Below are 18,475 nucleotides of genomic sequence, written 5' to 3' on the forward strand. Positions count from 1 at the left end.
ATTACGACTTCTTTTTCTTTCTGTTCATCTCATCAAACCGGAACCGGATCGCCTCACCTGCAACTTTTAGTATATGCTCTGGTGGCAAAGTCCCGTCCAGTATAAGGAACCGGGCTGTATCCTCTTCAACCAGCTGCATATAATACTCCTGAACTTTGGTCAGCACTGATTCCTGCTCAAAATGTTCCCCGCTCCCGCGTTTACCGGTCCGTTCCAGGGCGACCGGTACCGGAACGGCAAGCAGGATAGTAAGATCCGGCATGATCGTCCACCCCTGATGGACGGCCCGTAACCAGGTACGGGGGTCAGGAATAATCCCGTCAAGGGTAACCTGCTGGTAGACTAGTCTGCTGTCAATATACCGGTCAGATATGACCAGACGATCCTCTGACAGGGCCGGCCGGACGACTTCCCGGAGATGGGCAGCATGATCAGCAACAAACAGGAGAGCCTCGGCGATGGGGTCGGCATGTTCCCGGATGGCACGACGGACTGCCTCACCAATCCAGGTGGACCCAGGTTCACAGGTTATCACCGGATTCAGATCGGCAAGATATGGGCCAAGAGCTTTGTGAAGGGTTGATTTCCCACTCCCGTCTATACCCTCTATGGTGACGAGCAGAATGTTCCCCTCCTGATATACTCAACGGGTATTTTCCCGGAGTGAACGGCGGTTGCAATAATTGCCCCGTCAAACCCGGCTTTTTCAAGGAGTGCCAGATCCTCTTCTGATGAGACACCTCCCCCCCAGAGCAGGGGTCCTGTATATACTTCCCTGAACTGTGATAACATTTCCTTATCAAGTCCCCGCCCGGTTCCGACCCGGCCAATGTCAAGGAGTATGACCATCTCAAACCGGTACCGGTTGCAGGTTGAGAGAAATGTAACAGGATCTATGTTCCAGGGTATCACAAGATCATTTTTAATATCAACTGAGAGAACGCCCTTTGTGAACTGAGCGAGCGTATCTGCAGCGGTCTCAGTCCCCACGATCATACTGACGCCAAAAATATCCAGCATATCATAGGGGCCTTTACATCCACGGTCAAGGAGTATGCGTTCAGTCCGCTCTGCAAGTTCAGGAATCAGGGGATCATGATCCCCTGTTCCGCAGATCCGGTCCAAATCTGCAATATATAAAAATCGGGGTTTCATCTGTTCTATAAAGCGGATCGGTTCAGCCGTATCTGCGTGCAATGATGTTACCGGGACGTATCTGTCCCGCATACCGCTCTTTCCATGAACGATTTTTCCGGATTTCAAATCTGTGGCAAGATATAGGTCCATATTCCAAACGTAATCACTATTTAGATACCGGTTCCATAAAATGTATGCAGTTGCTTGTCAGCCCAGCAACAATAGAAGAAGCAAAGAAGGCACTTTCAGCCGATATTGTCGATGTGAAACGTCCTGAAGAAGGATCTCTCGGAGCCTCTTTTCCCTGGATAATCAGGGCAATAAAAGATCTTACTCATAAACCAGTCAGTGCAGCCATTGGAGATTTTGACTATAAGCCAGGAGGAGCAGCGCTTACAGCCCTTGGAGCTGCCGCAGCCGGTGCAGATTATATAAAGATTGGGCTGATGTTTGATGGAATCGAAGAAGCTGAGATGCTGATTCATTCCGTTACCCGTGCAGTGAAAGAGACCTATCCGGAAAAGATGGTAGTTATCGCTGCATATTCAGACTGGGAACGCCTCGAAACCATCTCACCATATGATATGGCACCTCTCGCTGCAAAAGCCGGTGCCGATATCTCCATGGTGGACACGGGCATTAAAGATGGCAAATCGACTTTTGAATTTATGGATGAAACCAGGCTTGTCGAGTTCACCAAATTAAACCAGAAACTTGGGATCAAAACTGCCCTTGCCGGTTCATTAAAATTTGAGGATATTGAGATTCTCAAACGGATCAACCCAGATATTATCGGGGTGCGGGGGATGGTATGCGGCGGAGACCGGAGAGCAATGGTGCAGGAAGAACTTGTTTTAAAGGCAGTCAGTATGGTTCATTAATATGTATATCGAAAAATTACAGGCTGAAACAGGACTTACCTTTGATGACATCCTGCTTGTCCCGGCCGCTTCAGAGGTGGAACCGGATCAGGCAGATGTCACCACCCGTTTTTCACGGAACATACCTTTGAATATTCCTCTCGTCAGTGCAGCAATGGATACCGTCAGTACCTCATCCATGGCAGTGGCTCTTGCACGGGCCGGAGGGATTACGGTTATCCACCGGAACATGACCCCTGAACAGGAGGCAGAAGAGGTCAGGAAAGTCAAGCACGAGTCTGAGATAATCCAGCGCGAAGTGCTCACGGTCACCCCGGATTCACTCATCGCTGATGTTGACCGGATGATGACCTACCACGGGATAGGTGGTGTTCCGGTAGTGGAAGACGGGAAAGTCATCGGCATTGTGAGCAGGCGTGACCTTCGGGCCATGGTCAGCAGGATTGGGAACCAGCCGGTCAAATCCATTATGACCCATGAACCGATTGTTGCCAAAGAAGGGATCTCTATTGATGATGCCTTTGACCTGATGTACTCGAGGAAGGTAGAGCGGCTTCCTGTTGTTGACAGTGAGGGGATCCTGACCGGAATCATCTCTATGCAGGAACTCCTGGAAAAACGTCAGTTCCCCCAGGCAATCAGGGACGATAATGGGAACCTCCGGGTTGCAGCAGCAGTCGGACCCTTTGACCACGCACGGGCCATGCTCCTTGTTGAAGCAGGGGTTGATGCAATCGTGGTGGACTGTGCCCATGGTCATAACCTCAATGTGGTCAGGAGTGTCAGGGATATCAAGGGTAGTGTTCAGGTCGATGTGGTTGCAGGAAACATTGCAACAAAACAGGCAGCAGAGGCCCTTGTTGATTCGGTTGACGGTCTGAAGGTAGGGATTGGTCCAGGGTCAATCTGTACGACACGCGTGGTTGCCGGTGTCGGTGTTCCCCAGGTTACCGCCATTGCCTCAGTTGCTGAAGTGGCAAAAGATGCCGATGTTCCGATCATTGCTGACGGGGGTATCAGATTTTCCGGAGATGTCGCAAAGGCCATCGCCGCGGGTGCAGACTCGGTTATGATGGGCAATCTCTTCGCCGGAACGGATGAATCGCCCGGTCAGATCGTCACTATCCAGAGCAGGAAATATAAACAGTACAGGGGTATGGGATCCCTTGGGGTCATGAGCACCGGGGTTTCTTCAGATCGGTACTTCCAGAAGAAGGAAATTGGAAAGACAAAGTTTGTGCCTGAAGGTGTTGAGGGGGTAACGCCCTATGTCGGACCGGTCGCCGATGTCATCTACCAGATGATCGGCGGTCTTAAATCAGCGATGGGATATACCGGAGCGCGGAATATTCAGGATATGCATGAAAAGACCAGGTTTATCAGAATTACCCAGGCCGGGTATCATGAGAGCCACCCGCACAATATTACCATCACCGACGAAGCGCCGAACTATAGAATATAATAAATACTATTTTTCACTAACATAGAGTTAGTGATGTTGGAACAGACAGAGCTTGCCCGACTTCTGGATATTCTGGGAAACCGGAACCGGAGAAGGATCATAGAACTCCTTCGGGAAAAGCCCTGTTTTGTGACGGAGATCTCTGAGCGGCTGATGATATCGCCCAAAGCCGTCATTGATCACCTCCAGATGCTCGAGGATGCTCGAATCTTGGGTTTTCGAAATGATGACCGAAGAAGAAAGTATTACTACCTTGAGCATGACATCAGTATCCAGGTACATCTGGATGTCCAGAGCCATGATCTGGTCCCGATGGTACTCTCCGGTGAACAGCGGCTCCTCATCTCCCTGCAAAAACTGAGGCAGATGATCCAGGAACGTGATGAACTTGCCAGGAAGTTGGAGGAGATGGAGCGGGAGATCGATCACCAGATCAGCGAGGTCCTCCATGAAGGGAAACGGGCCGGAAGCGGAGAAGAAAGCATGCTGGTATCGGTTGCTCTCGCACATGGGGCAACGAATGCTGAAGAGATACGGGACCTGACCGACCTTCCTCCAGAGACGGTTGACAGTACCCTCCGTCAGCTGATGGACGAAGGTATCGTATGCAGGAAAGGAACAGGATTAGAACTCCGAGGTATATATGCCGAATAATCCCTACGATGACCTGCTCAAAAACCTGGTAAAACTGCTTGAGCAGATCACATCATTAGAACAGAATATGCGAAAGATGCAGAACGGAGTACCGGCAAAACCAGGTATTATCGGATGCGCAATCATAACCGGAGGGCTGAATCACCGGGATCCCGGGATGGCAGATTCCAGGCAGAATCAAAAACCCGGACTTGCCTATGAGATGGTCGATGCAGGAATGACAGCCTACCTGACCATTCAGCTCCCCCCACACCTCTCCATTGAACCATGTGTTGAGTTTACCGAGCGCAGGTGTAATATCAGCACGCAGGGCATGTCCGGAAGCATTGATCTCCAGTTTCCCATCATTCCGGAGACCTCTTCATGGACGTACCATAACGGCGTGCTGGATGTCGTGCTTGAAAAACGCCCGGAAGAGCCGACAGGAATAGATCCTGAATTTGTTGCCGGGGCTGAATACTCCTGAACATCTCATCTTTTTTGATCTCATTTCAATTGGTATATCATCACCGCTGACCGATACTCTTTTATGATCGTCGTGATAGGTGGCGGACCGGCGGGGCGGTACGCGGCCATGCGGCTTGCCAGAGCAGGAAAAAAGGTACAATTGATTGAAAAACGATCAGCGGGGGTCGGAGGGCAGTGTCTGCATCAGGGGTGCATGATCATCTGTGCTTTAAATGATGTGGCACGATTCATGCAGCAGGCACGGGTATTTCAGAAGTATGGATTTCTTGGGTCAGCTGAAGGGTTTTCGTATCCGGTTCTGATCCGGAAGATGCAGGAGATCATTAAAATTATCGCCGGCGTTCTTGAGGAGGAGACGATACATGCCGGAGTTGAGATCATCCGGGGTTCTGCAGAGATCCAGGGAAGAACGCTCCTTATCAACGGGGTTGAGACTCCATGTGAAGCGGTCATTGTTGCATCAGGAGCTCACCCACGAATTCCGGAGATATCGGGCTGCTGCCTTCCGGGTGTCTATACCGCCCATACCATTCTTTCAATGCCCAGCCTTCCAAAACGGATGGTCATCATCGGCAGTGGGGTCATTGCAGCTGAGTTTGCCTATATATTCAGCTCCTTTGGAACAGAGGTGACTATCCTTGCCAGAAGTTCATTACTTCGGGCGTTTCCTGAGCAATTGATAAAGGAAGCCAGGAAGGATCTCTCCCAGGTTACCATTGAAGAGCAGGTCACCATTGCAGGAATCACCGGACAGGAGAGTGTCACCGGTGTTATCATTCGGGAGAATGATGGAATGAGGGAGATTGCCGCCGATGCGGTGCTGCTTGCTGCCGGTATGATCCCGAATACCGATTTTATATCAGATATTGCCTGTGGTCCTGACGGTGCCCTTCTGGTCAATGATCGCATGGAGACGTCTGTCCCAGGTATCTATGCCGCCGGGGATGTCACGGGAACCGGCTATCTGACACCAATTGCACGGCACCAGGGACGAAAAGCTGCTGATGCTATCCTTAAAAACCCATTTGAACCTGACCCGGTTGCAATCCCTCAGGCTATCAAACTGAAACATGATGTGGCATATTGCAGACGACCGGGTGAAGTCCGAAAAGGACTTACTATTCCTGGACCAGCAGGCCCGGGCACTTTCTGGGAAGTGACAAATCATCATACCGGTTCTGCAACCATCGAATTTGACGAGAACGGACATTTAACCGGCCTTGCGGAGGCCTCCCCTGTAGCTTCTGTTGCCATGGCGTATCTTGGATGGATGATGAATAGTGATATCAGAATTGATGAATTTGACCGGTTTATCGAGGTTCATCCATCTCCTGACGGTATACCCTGGCTGCTGAAATATCTGAACGGAAAAAAAAGTGATAACCAGAAAGGTTCATAGAGAGTTTTGTTCCATTTCAATGGCTGGTTCCTGAAAAATCAATTTTATGACAAGAATTTATAAAATTTATTACTGATGATATATCAACACCTTTTTTAAGTTCTAAAAAAATCTCTCTTCATCAGGAAGAGTCAATGATAAAAATCATTGCGGTAGATGATGAACCGGCATTTGGTGAGATGCTCAGCATCTACATGAAAGAATTCGGTAATTTTCAGATTACCGTCTATACCTCTCCGGAAGATGCCATAGATAAAATTGTTGCAGGTGAGGCGGATGCGGTGATCACCGACTATCTCATGGAAGAGATGGACGGGATATCATTTATCAGAAAGGCCAAATCTCTTGTTCCTGATATTCCCTTTGTTTTCCTGACCGCTCTTGATGACAAAGATGTTATCCTGAACGCGACCAACGCTGGTGCAGATTTTATCCAGTTTAAAAGTGAAGAACCATCGAGGTTATTTCCTGATATCGCCCAGAAAATCACCAACTCAGTAGAGAAATATCGCGCACGGAGAGAATCGGAGAGGGGGAGCAGGACGAGGGAGATGCTGATGCGGACGCAACGGGATCTCATGGCCAGACTTTCTGAAAGCTCAACAACCAACCAGGCTCTTGATGCAACCCTCACCACAGTCCGTTTTCTGGCCGGATGTACTACCGGGGCAATCCACCTCATGAACCAGAAAACAAACAAGATAGAACTTGCAATCTCTCACAATCTGCCAAATGATCTCATCAGGCGGTTTACCTTTGGTGACCTGTACAAGGTATTCTATGAAAAAAAAGCCAGATATTACCAGGATCCTGGAAAGCCAGAGAATACCGGTCATTATTCAGGGGGTCAAATCCCGATTATGGCTGGAACGGATGTCATCGGTATCCTGTCCTTCATTCTTGATCATACAAAGCCGCTCAGTCCGGAATTTACGGATACCATGGAGCTCATCACGGGTCATCTCGGGAATACCCTTGTCAGGATTCGCTCAGAAGAACTGGTCCGTCAGCGTGAGAATGAACTATCCGAACTCTATAAAGTGATGCAGGAACTGGTCATTGTCATTGATATGGACGGTACCATCCTGAACGTAAACCCGGCTACCACGAGAATTCTGCGATATTCTGAAGAGGAACTTATCGGTATGCCTATTCAGGTCCTGTATCCTCCAAAGATACGGGATGAGATTATTTTTCAGTTTATGGACCTGACCGGTTCAGGGGAGACAATCCAGAATACCTATCCCCTCATCGACCGTCAGGGGCTCGAAGTTCCTGTTGAGACCAGGGGGAGTATCGGCACCTGGGGGGATCGTCATGTACTCTTTTGTATCTCCAGGGATATTCGGGAACGACTGGAAGCGGAACGAAATTTGCATGAATATTACGAGCGGATATCGGCAATCCTGGCATCATCGACTGCCCAGATTTACATGAAGAATAATGAACTCAGGTATCTTACCGGAAATGAGCCATTTCTTTCATTTGTACAGTGTGATGCCAGGGAACTAGTGGGAAAAACCGATAAGGAATTCTTTTCCGTGGAGGTTGCAGCACTTCGGGAGAAGACAGACAAAAAAGTCCTTGCAGAGAATGTTCCCCTCTATAACCTTGAGGAAAATGTGTATGGCGAAGATGGGAGCCCACATTGGTTTGTCTCGTCAAAAATTCCGGTCCATGATCTGACCGGAAAGGTTACCGGACTTGTCGGTACCTCACTGGATATTACTGACCTTGTGCAGACCAGACAGGAACTTGAAAGACGAGACCGTATTCTGAGTGCAGTCAGTACTGTCGCACAAACCCTTGTAAGAAATAATGAATGGGAACCGATCATTCCAGAGTGCCTTGAACTGCTCGGACAAGCAGCAAGGGTTGAGCAGGTGATTCTTCTCGGGATGAATTTTTATGGAAGAGCCGGGTTTGAGGAATATTACTGTGAGTGGACGATGTCAGATATTCGGGATTATCTTCAAGTTGAACCAGATGTATGCTCCCGGATAATTCCCTCGGTGTTCTGGTACCTAGAAAAAAACCGGTTCTACCTCGGTGACAGCAAGGCGATCAGGAACGAATTATCTCTTCCTGAAGAAGAGCCTGTCCCCTCATTTCTCCTTCTTCTTCCGGTATTCTCTTCTGAAACCCTGTGGGGGACGCTTGCTTTTGTCACCTGGAGAAAAGAACACACAAGCCCCATCGCTGAGATTGAGGCACTCATCATGGCTTCAGAGGTGATTGGATCAGCAATAAGCAGGTTTCAGACCGAAGAACTGTTCCATAAACCGGTAGAGCGATCACTGGTCGGTGTGTACCTGGTGCAGGATTATCGGTTTATCTATACAAATCCCCGGCTATCAGAAATTCTTGGATGTAATAGGGAGGATCTTGAAAACTCGCCTCTCCTTCGTTACATTCATCCGGAAGATGCAGATATGGTCCTGTCACACCACCAGCGGATCATAGAAAACCCAGATGAAACGGATGATTATGAGTTCAGGGGCATTACCGCTGATGGGAGGATGATCTGGATTGAAAATCTCATCAGCGGGATAATATACAAGGGAAAACCTGCGATAATCGGCAGTATCATGGATATTACTGTCAGAAAACAGGCCGAGGATGATATCAGGGTGTCACTCAAAGAAAAGGATATCCTGCTTCGGGAGGTCCATCACCGGGTAAAGAACAATATGCAGATTATCGTCAGCATGCTCCGGATTCAGAGCAGCATGGTTGATGACCCGGTTGTCTCTGACGTGCTGCAGGAGAGTAAGAACCGGATCCTCTCAATGGCAATCGTTCATGAGAAATTATACCGGACCGATAACCTGGTCAGCATAAACCTCCTTGAATACATCAATTCGCTCGCTCGTACACTCATCTCTGACTTTTCTCCGGATGAATCACTCATTACTCTTGATCTCATCTGCGATCCGTCAATTGAGATGACAATTGATGCCGGCATACCACTTGGTCTTATTATGAACGAGCTTATTACGAATTCTTTTAAGCATGGATTTTATCCAGATCAAAAAGGTACAATCGGGATAACCATAGTCCCGGAGCAAGGCAATCTCGAGATACTTTATCGCGATACCGGCAGAGGACTGCCCCCCGGGTTTGACATGGAGACGAGTGATACCCTTGGAATGCAGATCATTTCTAATCTCATCTTCCAGTCAAGCGGAGAGATCTCATTCTCCACCGACAATGGTACGGTTGTGAATATGAAAATACCCATTCAAGAAGGATTTATAATCAGGGGTGAAGAGCATGCCACAAGGGAGTAAGATCCTGATCGTTGAAGATGAAATGCTCATTTCCATGGAGATTAAGCAGAAACTCCGGGCAATGGGGTACGAAGTCGTTGGTCAGGCAATAACCGGAGAGTCTGCAATCCAGAAAGCAGGAGAGACAAAGCCAGACCTGATTCTGATGGATATCAGGCTGAAAGGTGAGATGGATGGGATTGCTGCTGCGAAGCGTATCATGGAGCTCTATGATCTTCCGATCATCTTCCTGACCGCTCATTCAGATAAAGCAACGCTTGAGCGGGCAATTGCCGTATCCCCATCAGGATATCTGCTCAAACCGTTTAAAGAACGGGAACTGATGACAAATATCGAGATGAGCCTCCATAAACACCGGATAAAACAAAAAGTCAGGGAAGAGGTGCATCCTGAGGCATTATCCGAACTGGGTAAAAAGATTGAAGCAATTCCCCTGCCGGTTGTTCTGCTCTCTGGAACCGGAACTATCAGGGAGATAAACCAGGTTGCTGCAACCCTTGCCGGGTTTCAAAGGCAGGAACTTTTGGGACGGCCGGTGTATGCATTCTTCGGATTACTAGGTGGAGGTGATGCAGTTCAGGATGGGAGTGGCGTGGAGATGATCCTTCCTGACCAGGTATCTCTGAAGCGAAAAGACGGATCTATGGTCCCGGTGACCCTGACCGGGGGATTTGTCTTTCATGAAGGTAACCAGCCACCATCATATCTGATCCTTATCGAGAGTGCAGAGAGTGCTGCGACTGCATCCTCTCATATCGGACCTGAGATGATAAGGCATCTGATGGCAGTCACCACGGCTCTCCGACTTCCGGCATTTGTTATCGATAAAAGTCTGATGCTGGCCGGGTATAATCCATTATTTGCAGAACTTGCACGAAAGGCTGGGATCAGTCAGTACATGCTGAACAGACCGCTCTATGAGACGCCGAAATTCTCATTCTTTGGAGACATGCAGGATCTTCAGGAGTTATTCAGGTCAGGAGATGTTGAGCGGCGGATACGAAAGTACACCTTTGACGAAACGGTAAAGTTCATCGAGTTTACGAGGATACCTCTCAAAAAGGAAGGAATCCCGACGCATATTGCCACGATCATGGCAGATGTCACCGCAGAACGTCATGCCGTCTTTGAAGCTGAACGAATCAAAAAAGAGTATTCGGAACTGTATTCAACCCTTGAGAAGATCAGGGAGCTTTCAGCGGAGATCAGAACCCCTATCCAGGATATGCTGCTGAAAATGTCTGAAGGAAAACCTCTTGAGAGTGGATATGCACGTGAGATGACAGATCAGGTGTCAGATCTTATGTCACGGTTTGATACCGCATGGATTCGGTATGCAGAACTAAAAGATCAGATAACAAAAAAGTAATAAAAATTCAGGGACAGTTTTCCATTATTTTATGAATCTTCTGATATTCAGTGGCGATCATCTCTTTCAGACCATCAAGACTGTGAAGGATCTCCAGGTTATCATCTGCCTCATTTTTCAGTAACTGCTCCTGTTTTGATAGGTTATCACGGAGAAACAGGAGAATATTATTCTTTTTAATTGCATCCCTGCATGCCGCAGCCTTTTCCGGAGGCAGACCGGAGGATATGGCTTTTGAATACCGCTCTTCACTCTCTTCGATGACTTCCCTGATATCATCAATTGCTTTGAGAAGCATGGTCCGCTCGAGTGGTTTCATGACAAACCCTTCGATCATCATACCATATTTCACTGCTTCCTGAGGGGTCAGAACTTTACCGGTCAGGATGATCACAGGAATGTCAGCGACATCAGGGGTACTTCGGATCATCTCAAGGACATCCCATCCGGATACCGGTTCCATCATAATATCCAGTAAAATAATATCCGGCCGGGCCGTCCGGATTGCTTCGATTGCATCCTTTGCATGGGTTTCTATCCTGGTTTCATGCCCCCCACGGGTCAGAAGCTTCTGATAGAGGATGCAAAGTTTTTCATTGTCATCAATGAGCAATATATGCATATATCCTATGTGATATATAGAATTGTCAAGGACGATAAATTTATGCATCGTTCATGAGGAATAACCATATATTTTGAAACTTTGATTATTTATATTAATTTTAGAAATTTTCCGGATATGAGTGAATTGAGCGCTTATTACTACCAATTGGAACTAAGATAGGTTCTTATACAACCCACCCTAATATCAGAGATAAAAATCCCTGATTTCAGAAGTATAAATTTCTATATTACCCATGAATACGAAAATACCTTCACAAATCTATCAGGATTATCTCACCGCCCTTCTGAGCGGTGATCGAACGTCATGTACCATCATAGTCAGGGATCTCCAGTCATCTGGGTTAGATATCAGGGATTTGTTTATCAATCTTTTTCAGCGTTCACTCTATGACCTGGGAGAACTCTGGGAGCATCACCGGATTTCCGTGGCTGTTGAGCACCTGGCATCTTCAATAACGGAGCGGCTCATCAGCATGGTGGAAACTGACACCTTTTCTACCCCGCACGGGGATAATTCAGTGATTATTGCCTGTATCGCCGATGAGTATCATCAGATCGGGGCCAGGATGGTGTCAGACATCTTTGAACTTCATGGATGGAACACCCACTTCCTCGGAGCAAACACCCCGGTCAAGGATCTTATCGCCATGATACACAAGAGAAAACCTGACCTTATTGTGGTATCGGTGAGCGTATATTTTAATATTCCAAACCTCCTTTCAGCTCTGACAGAACTTCGAACCTCATTTCCAAAAATCCCGATACTTGCTGGAGGACAGGCATTCAGATGGGGAGGGGTGCAGCTTCTGTCCAGGTATGAAAATATCAGATATATCTCCGATATTATTGAACTGGAACAGGTTATTGGGGCGTATGACAATAAAGAACCTACATCTTCATGATGACCCCTGGTTTGTTGAGAAAACCCTTGACTATATCCTGCATAAGTCACAGGTTTTTCTTCTCATTCTTAGTCCTTCAGGGGAGATCAGATATGCAAATACCTATGCCAGGACTCTTTTAACCCAGGATCCTACCGGAGTTCATATACGTGAAATTCTGCTCTCCGGGTCATGGAACGATTCATTACTTGCTGACTGGACCAGCGGCGATGTCACCCCTATCATGAATATCAGGACTCATGATGATCTTCCCCGGACATTGTATATCACCGTATACCCGACTGATGCCGGATATCTCATCTTCGGACATAGTGACAGTGAAGAGCTGCACCGGTTATCAAAGGAAGTCCTGGGACTGAACAGGGAACTTGGAATCCTGACCAGAGAGTTGCAGGTCAGAAACAGGGAACTGGCCGAATTAAACCGGATGAAAAACCAGTTTCTGGGTATGGCTGCACATGATCTTCGAAGTCCTTTAAGTCTCATTCTCAATTATACTGAATTTCTGATGGAAGATCTTCAGGACAATCTGTCAGATGAGCACCGGGAATTTCTGCAGACCATCATCACATCTGCCCTTGATATGAAACAGGTTATTGCAGATTTCCTCGATGTCAGTATCATCGAATCAGGGCATCTTATGTTAAATCCGGGGCCCATATCATTTGAAACCCTTATGCAGGAACTGCTTCGAAAAACCGGGCTTTCCGCTGAGCGGCGATCAATTCGGATCACCTGGAAGACGGAGGGGGAGATGCCTACTCTTTATGTTGATGTCGGAAAAATCGGACAGGTCCTGGCAAATCTTGTTCATAATGCAATCGAGTATTCCCCTGATCAGGGGGAGATTGAGATTCTGGGACAACGCACCGATACAGGGATCGTGTTTATGGTACAGGATCATGGATCCGGCATATCCAAAGAGAAACAGGATAAGTTGTTCTCTGAATTTTCAGGGACATCAATGAAGAAAAAGAACGGAGAACGAAGTATCGGGCTTGGACTTATTATATCGAGGAAGATTGTTGAAGCTCATGGCGGGAGCATGTTTGTTGAGAGTACACCGGATGTTGGATCCAAATTCGGTTTTATTCTCCCTGATTCAGTCATATGGTCTGAAAACAAGGATATCCAGATCCAACAGCCGGACTCAGGGAAGGTATAAATCTATACAAGCAGATGATGAAGATAGGACAGACGGAGGGGATTATTTGTGAACGAAGAAAAACTCATTATTTCGGCACAGGAGTTAAAGCAGCCATCAGAAGAGGCAACGAAGATATTCTATGATAAAATTGATACCATTGCTGAAGAACTCAACCGGATAATGCTCGGAAGACCGGATATTGACCGGCTGATCGGGCTGAAAAATAGGGAGATGATGGAGAATAACTCCAGAAACTATCTCCGGTTTATGGGAGCTATCTTTCATAGTTATGACCCGATTGTTCTTGTGCAGACATCACTCTGGGCCTTTCGGGCGTATCGTGCTCATGGGTTCTATATTGAATACTGGCCTGCCAACCTGGACACAACCGTTCAGATATTAAAAAAAGAACTCCCGGAAAAGGTCTACAAGGAGATATACCCGTTCTTTGAATGGCTTATTGTGAATATTCCTGCCTTTGTAATCATCACCGATACCATGCTGAAGGAAGAGTCGAAACCATACGAATACATATGAACGGGATCAGAAGAAGTACATAATACCAATTCAATTCACATAATCCGATATCCTCCCTGTGGGACATGCAGAACAAATTTTGCACCTTTCCCTTTCTCTCCTTCTTCGGTTATCTCAATTCCAGTAAGCAGCAGAATTTCCCTGATTAAAAAGAGGCCGAATCCATGGATCTTGCTATACGATGGTTCAAATATCCGGGCCTTTGCTTCGACACTCACCCCTGCTCCGTCATCTTCATAGATTATCCGGCACCCGTTCCCGATCTGCTGATAATAAAGATATATGGTGGATACCGTCTTTCCATGCCGAATTGAATTGTCCATAAGGTTTGCAAAGACTTTCGGAAGCATTAGATCTGCAAATATCTCAAGAGAACCCAGGGAGTCCTCTACCTTCAGGGATGAGAAACGAGGATCTTCTTTTCGAATATTCCTGACAATAGACGAGACCGACTGCCAGGAGGGTTTTTGTGATCCCATCTGTTCATAACTACGGGTAAACCCGATCTTCGCATTGATTGCATCGATTGATTCGCGAAGATAGCCAACAATTTCATTCGTTTCAGGAGTGTCAGGAATTGCCCCTTTCAGGAGATCAATGGAGGCATAGGCGAGGGAGAGATCGTTATTGATGTCATGCCTGGTGACCTGGGTGAGGAGTTGTAATTTCTTATTCGCCCGGATAAGAGCATCTTCAGATATCTTCAGAGCGGTAATATCAGAGACTACAGTCGCTAATTGATCTGGATCTACCATGAAGACTGAAACCGTGTAATATTTCATTTCTGGCCGATATAGGGCGTTAAAACGGACTGTTTTCCCGGATGCTGCCACTGTCCGGTAGTATTTGAGATGGGGGGGAGAGGCTGCATTTCCATACATATCAGTTCCGGTCTTTCCTATAATGTCTTCAGGAGTCAGTCCCATCATTGCTGCATATCGAAAGTTTACATCAATAAACCGATAGTCTGTGATATCATTCTCATGACGTATGAGTTCACATACCGCAACACCTTCATCCATGTTCTCAAACAAAGCCCGGTACTTCTTCTCGCTTTTTGAGAGGTTTCGAAACAGGATCTCAAATGGTCTTTGTAACCCGGTAACCACAATGGCCTGATAAATCAGGGCAAATGCCACTATTTTAAAAATATGACCCAGGTAATTGGCCGGCCCATACACACTTACATATGATGTGAATGCAAGCTCTGAAAAGATAGTGGCGATGAGGGCCCCGTACAGGAGGAGGAGGACATCACGTGAGAAGTATGCCTTCTTTTGAGAGAGAAGAGCCATCGCTCCCAGGAGGATCAGGCAGATTACATATTCACTCACGATTTTAAACGCCGTAAGCCCGGAGCCTTCTATATAACAGGCAGGAAAATATCCGCTGAATATCAGAGTGATGAGTGTTGCTGTTACGAGAAGAAACCCCCAGAAGGTAATACCAGCATTCACCCGACGGGCGATGAAAAAAGGGGCTATTAGAAAAGTTACCGCCTCAAGATATCGTGCTGCAATCCAGAGCTGGGTCGGCAGGTTGGCATCATATCCGATAAAGATATTCATCCCCTTATATGCGAGGGTATGCAGAAGGTCGATAGAGGCTGTTGCACAAACACAAAAAAAGCTTAATATAAATTATTAAAGCTTAATTATATATATTATTAAGATCAATATATTATATGTCTCATCGCTATAACATGATTAGAGGATATGGTAATGAACAACAATTTTTACTCCCTGTCAATGCGATGGACTGGCTATCTGAAAATGATATTACTTATGGCATATTAGAAATTCTTTCGATTCTCGATATTAGTCCATTTATTAATAAATATCGTGACGATGGTCGCGGTTCTGCCTTTTTTGATCCTCGTTCAATGCTTGGAATAATAATTTATTCAATGATTCGTGGAGAAAAATCTAGCAGAAAAATTGAGATGTGCTGCCATTATGATATTGGATATCGGATCGTCGCCAATAATCTTACACCTGACCATACAACGATCTATCGTTTCAAGAAGAATAATTCAAAAGAAATCAAATCCCTTTTTAAACAATTATCTCAAATTATCGTAGAATCCGGGATAGCAAGAATCGGTGTCCTAGCCCTCGATGGATCAAAATTTGGCTGTAATGCCTCTTTATCAGCCAATAAAAAATTAAAATACCTTGAAGCAGAGCTAGGTCGGCTTTTTGATGAATCACAGGAAATTGATGAGTTAGAAAACGATGATATAAATATTCAGGATATGGAGATTAACCGACTACCTGAGCATCTTTCAACAAAAGAAAAACGAAAGGAAGTTCTTAATCGGGCTAAAGAGAAATTAATTGAACGACATGATATCGAATCTAAAAAACAAGAAGAAAAGATTCTGGACCGCGAAAAAGAAGAATTAGAATCGGGTAAAAAGAAACGAGGTAGAAAGCCTTTAGAGCCTAAAAAAGAGCCATCTTCAGATTCAAAAGTAAATCTCACTGATCCTGAAAGTCAGATAATGTCAACCACCAATGGCTGGATTCAAGGGTATAATGGGCAGATTATCGTTTCTGAAAATCAATTTATCCTCGCTGCAATGATATCAGATGAGCAAAACGATAAAAAATTATTAATACCTATGCTAAATGAACTCGAAGACCTTTTTACGGGTATTCATCCATCAATTTCGCCTAATATACTACTATCTGATGCAGGTTATTTCTCATACCCGAATTCTTTAGCAGAATTGGATTATGGCATTCAACTCATCATCCCTCCTTCTAAAGAAAGAAAAATTCCAGAATATTCAGATAATGATGGGTATATCTCACGAATGGAAATGATATGTCGGGCGATTTGTATGGGAGAAATAATCACATTTCCGGAATTGCAAAGTATCGGGACGTTTGTTTGGCAATCTTTTATGAACAGAGAGAAACAAGCAACAACTCAGGAAATTTGTAAACGAGTTATGGAAGTACGTGTGAAATCCCCCACTGGTAGAGAGTTATATCGAAAACGAAAATACATGGTCGAACCAGTTTTTGGTAATATGAAACATAATATGAGGTTTAGGAGTTTCTCTCAAAAAGGGAAAGAGAATTGCGAGGGAGAATTCTTTTTAGCTGCATTAGTGCATAATATAAAAAAACTTATCAGATTTGAGGGTATAGTTAAAATTAAAGAATTTGCTACGAATATTATAAAACCGTCAAGAGGTTCAGGTTTTTCCTATATTTTTGCAAACACAGTATGTAAAGTGGGAATTGATACATGCAGGTTCATACATCAATTAGTCTATTTTGGTTGATAGCTTAAGGGGTAGAGATCGATCATTTGTGATCCTGCATGATATTGATCATTGGTGCAACACCCTCGATAGAACCGATAAAAAAGAATGCGATGCCGATAAAAATTAAAAATCCATTGTCAATTTTATCCCGGCTGTTCCAGGTGATTACAAAAATTACTCCTGCGATGATGATACTGAAGAACTCTGCAAAGGTATGAAACAGGAGATAACTATACCCGATGGTCAGGGATATTCCGATGATGAAAATCACGAGGATGAGAATAAATCGTATGGATGAAGATTTAGTCAATTTCATGGTGCTTCTTTAAAAAATTACGGATTTTCGATGATGCAATATATCCATTATCGAGTTGATCAATAATTTTGTCAATTTCGTGGATATAGGGCATTATATCCGGTAATTGTTCACTCTCATTGATATCAAGAATTGCAACAATGATAGAGAGGGGATTTCTGATCTGATCGTTTAAAAGGGCAAATTTTTCCAGGTTATCCTCAATCTGCCGGTATGCATCATGAACGACCCGTTTCATCACGATGCTTTCAGAGATATCTCGCAGATTTATGACAACTCCCGTGCAGCCATGATCTGGTTCTTCCAATGGAGAGATCACCCCGTCAATGTAGACTCTGGAACCGGAGGGTTTTCTCATATATAATGGATAATCAATCTCTGAAAGCGGCGTGCTTTTCTGAACATGATAGGGAAGATGAACCGGAAGGTTATCAGAGGACCGGTATAATGTCAGTATTTCAGAGAGAGGGTGGCCGATGAGATCGCAATGAGTTCCAAGGATTGTGCAGGCCGCCTGATTCATCAGCCGAATCTCCCCGGTTGAGTTAATGGCGATTATTCCTTCTCCCACCGACTCAAGGACGGTTTTAAGCCATTGGCGGTTTTCATGAACTAATTTTTCAGACTCATGCTTGTATATGGCAACCTCGAGGGCGTTAGTAACATCATGTTCAGAAAAGGGTTTGGTTATAAAACCAGATAGTCTGGTCGATGTTGCCCGTCTGATTGTCCGGATATCCGAATACGCAGTCAGAAAGATGATGGGGATACTCTGGTTCCTATTGATCTGTTCTGCAGCAGTGATGCCATCCATATCTCCGGCTAACCGTATATCCATGAGGATGACATCAGGGTTTTTCTCCCTGGAGATGGAGATTGCCTCTTCCCCGGTCTTTGCCACTCCGGCCAGATCATACCCATGGGCCTCGATGATCTTTATGAGGTCAAGGGCCTCAATTCTGTTATCTTCGACTATGAGAATACGATATGGTGACATCCACAAGCCCTCGGT

17 protein-coding genes are annotated in these 18,475 nt (G+C 45.7%); 11 read left to right on the plus strand and 6 right to left on the minus strand.

Annotation, left to right across the window (positions count from 1 at the left end):
- Position 1: 1 nt before the first annotated feature.
- Both tmk and MHUN_RS13725 read right to left on the minus strand, forming a co-directional pair.
- Entirely contained in the window at positions 2 to 622 is a 621-nt protein-coding gene (gene tmk / locus MHUN_RS13720) for a dTMP kinase (protein ID WP_011449583.1), read from the minus strand.
- Complete coding sequence (locus MHUN_RS13725; protein ID WP_011449584.1) at positions 607 to 1,287, minus strand: HisA/HisF-related TIM barrel protein; 681 nt, start codon at positions 1,285 to 1,287, stop codon at positions 607 to 609. The genes tmk and MHUN_RS13725 overlap by 16 nt, the downstream gene beginning before the upstream one ends.
- Positions 1,288 to 1,331: 44 nt before the next feature.
- On the opposite strand from MHUN_RS13725, the gene MHUN_RS13730 reads away from it, so the two are divergent.
- The 7 genes from MHUN_RS13730 to MHUN_RS18425 all read left to right on the plus strand — a co-directional run bounded on the left by MHUN_RS13730 (position 1,332) and on the right by MHUN_RS18425 (position 10,660).
- A complete protein-coding gene (locus MHUN_RS13730) occupies positions 1,332 to 2,018 on the plus strand; it encodes a (5-formylfuran-3-yl)methyl phosphate synthase (RefSeq protein ID WP_011449585.1) in 687 nt (228 codons plus the stop codon).
- A gap of 1 nt (position 2,019) precedes the next feature.
- Positions 2,020 to 3,480: an IMP dehydrogenase gene (gene guaB, locus MHUN_RS13735; protein ID WP_011449586.1), complete on the plus strand. Its 1,461-nt coding sequence runs from the start codon at positions 2,020 to 2,022 to the stop codon at positions 3,478 to 3,480.
- 33 nt (positions 3,481 to 3,513) lie between these two features.
- The gene (locus tag MHUN_RS13740; protein ID WP_011449587.1) at positions 3,514 to 4,134 is read left to right on the plus strand and encodes an ArsR/SmtB family transcription factor; all 621 of its coding nucleotides are present in this window, start codon (positions 3,514 to 3,516) and stop codon (positions 4,132 to 4,134) included.
- Positions 4,124 to 4,600 (plus strand): CS domain-containing protein, encoded by a 477-nt coding sequence (locus MHUN_RS13745; protein ID WP_011449588.1) that lies wholly within the window; start codon positions 4,124 to 4,126, stop codon positions 4,598 to 4,600. Before MHUN_RS13740 ends, MHUN_RS13745 begins: the two co-directional genes overlap by 11 nt.
- Positions 4,601 to 4,663: 63 nt before the next feature.
- Positions 4,664 to 6,001: an FAD-dependent oxidoreductase gene (locus tag MHUN_RS13750; RefSeq protein WP_048067553.1), complete on the plus strand. Its 1,338-nt coding sequence runs from the start codon at positions 4,664 to 4,666 to the stop codon at positions 5,999 to 6,001.
- Positions 6,002 to 6,135: 134 nt separating this feature from the next.
- Positions 6,136 to 9,291 (plus strand): response regulator, encoded by a 3,156-nt coding sequence (locus MHUN_RS17740; protein ID WP_011449590.1) that lies wholly within the window; start codon positions 6,136 to 6,138, stop codon positions 9,289 to 9,291.
- Positions 9,275 to 10,660 carry a response regulator gene (locus MHUN_RS18425; protein WP_011449591.1) on the plus strand — a complete coding sequence of 462 codons (1,386 nt, stop codon included), beginning with the start codon at positions 9,275 to 9,277 and terminating at the stop codon, positions 10,658 to 10,660. The genes MHUN_RS17740 and MHUN_RS18425 overlap by 17 nt, the downstream gene beginning before the upstream one ends.
- Positions 10,661 to 10,667: 7 nt before the next feature.
- On the opposite strand, the gene MHUN_RS17745 is transcribed toward MHUN_RS18425, so the two are convergent.
- A complete protein-coding gene (locus tag MHUN_RS17745; protein ID WP_158498232.1) occupies positions 10,668 to 11,282 on the minus strand; it encodes a response regulator in 615 nt (204 codons plus the stop codon).
- A 235-nt stretch (positions 11,283 to 11,517) separates the two neighbouring features.
- Here MHUN_RS17745 and MHUN_RS13770 point away from each other — a divergent pair, with 235 nt between their 5' ends.
- From MHUN_RS13770 to MHUN_RS13780, 3 genes are read left to right on the plus strand one after another with little or no spacing between them, the layout of a single operon-like run.
- Entirely contained in the window at positions 11,518 to 12,186 is a 669-nt protein-coding gene (locus MHUN_RS13770) for a cobalamin B12-binding domain-containing protein (RefSeq protein WP_011449593.1), read from the plus strand.
- Positions 12,158 to 13,351: a sensor histidine kinase gene (locus MHUN_RS13775; protein ID WP_011449594.1), complete on the plus strand. Its 1,194-nt coding sequence runs from the start codon at positions 12,158 to 12,160 to the stop codon at positions 13,349 to 13,351. The genes MHUN_RS13770 and MHUN_RS13775 overlap by 29 nt, the downstream gene beginning before the upstream one ends.
- A gap of 48 nt (positions 13,352 to 13,399) precedes the next feature.
- Positions 13,400 to 13,870 carry a hypothetical protein gene (locus MHUN_RS13780; RefSeq protein ID WP_011449595.1) on the plus strand — a complete coding sequence of 157 codons (471 nt, stop codon included), beginning with the start codon at positions 13,400 to 13,402 and terminating at the stop codon, positions 13,868 to 13,870.
- 35 nt (positions 13,871 to 13,905) lie between these two features.
- Here MHUN_RS13780 and MHUN_RS17750 read toward each other — a convergent pair whose 3' ends face one another.
- Positions 13,906 to 15,507, minus strand: coding sequence for an MASE3 domain-containing protein (locus MHUN_RS17750; protein ID WP_275039222.1), 1,602 nt, complete (start codon positions 15,505 to 15,507; stop codon positions 13,906 to 13,908).
- 47 nt (positions 15,508 to 15,554) lie between these two features.
- On the opposite strand from MHUN_RS17750, the gene MHUN_RS13795 reads away from it, so the two are divergent.
- A complete protein-coding gene (locus MHUN_RS13795) occupies positions 15,555 to 17,165 on the plus strand; it encodes an IS1182-like element ISMhu2 family transposase (protein ID WP_011447087.1) in 1,611 nt (536 codons plus the stop codon).
- 22 nt (positions 17,166 to 17,187) lie between these two features.
- Here the strand turns inward: MHUN_RS13795 and MHUN_RS13800 are convergent, their stop codons facing one another.
- On the minus strand, positions 17,188 to 17,463 hold the full coding sequence (locus MHUN_RS13800) for an MASE3 domain-containing protein (protein ID WP_011449597.1): 276 nt from the start codon (positions 17,461 to 17,463) through the stop codon (positions 17,188 to 17,190).
- Entirely contained in the window at positions 17,450 to 18,460 is a 1,011-nt protein-coding gene (locus MHUN_RS13805; protein ID WP_011449598.1) for an ATP-binding response regulator, read from the minus strand. The genes MHUN_RS13800 and MHUN_RS13805 overlap by 14 nt, the downstream gene beginning before the upstream one ends.
- Between the last annotated feature and the right edge of the window lie 15 nt (positions 18,461 to 18,475).

It is taken from the genome of Methanospirillum hungatei JF-1 (assembly GCF_000013445.1).
Taxonomy (GTDB): Archaea; Halobacteriota; Methanomicrobia; order Methanomicrobiales; family Methanospirillaceae; genus Methanospirillum; species Methanospirillum hungatei.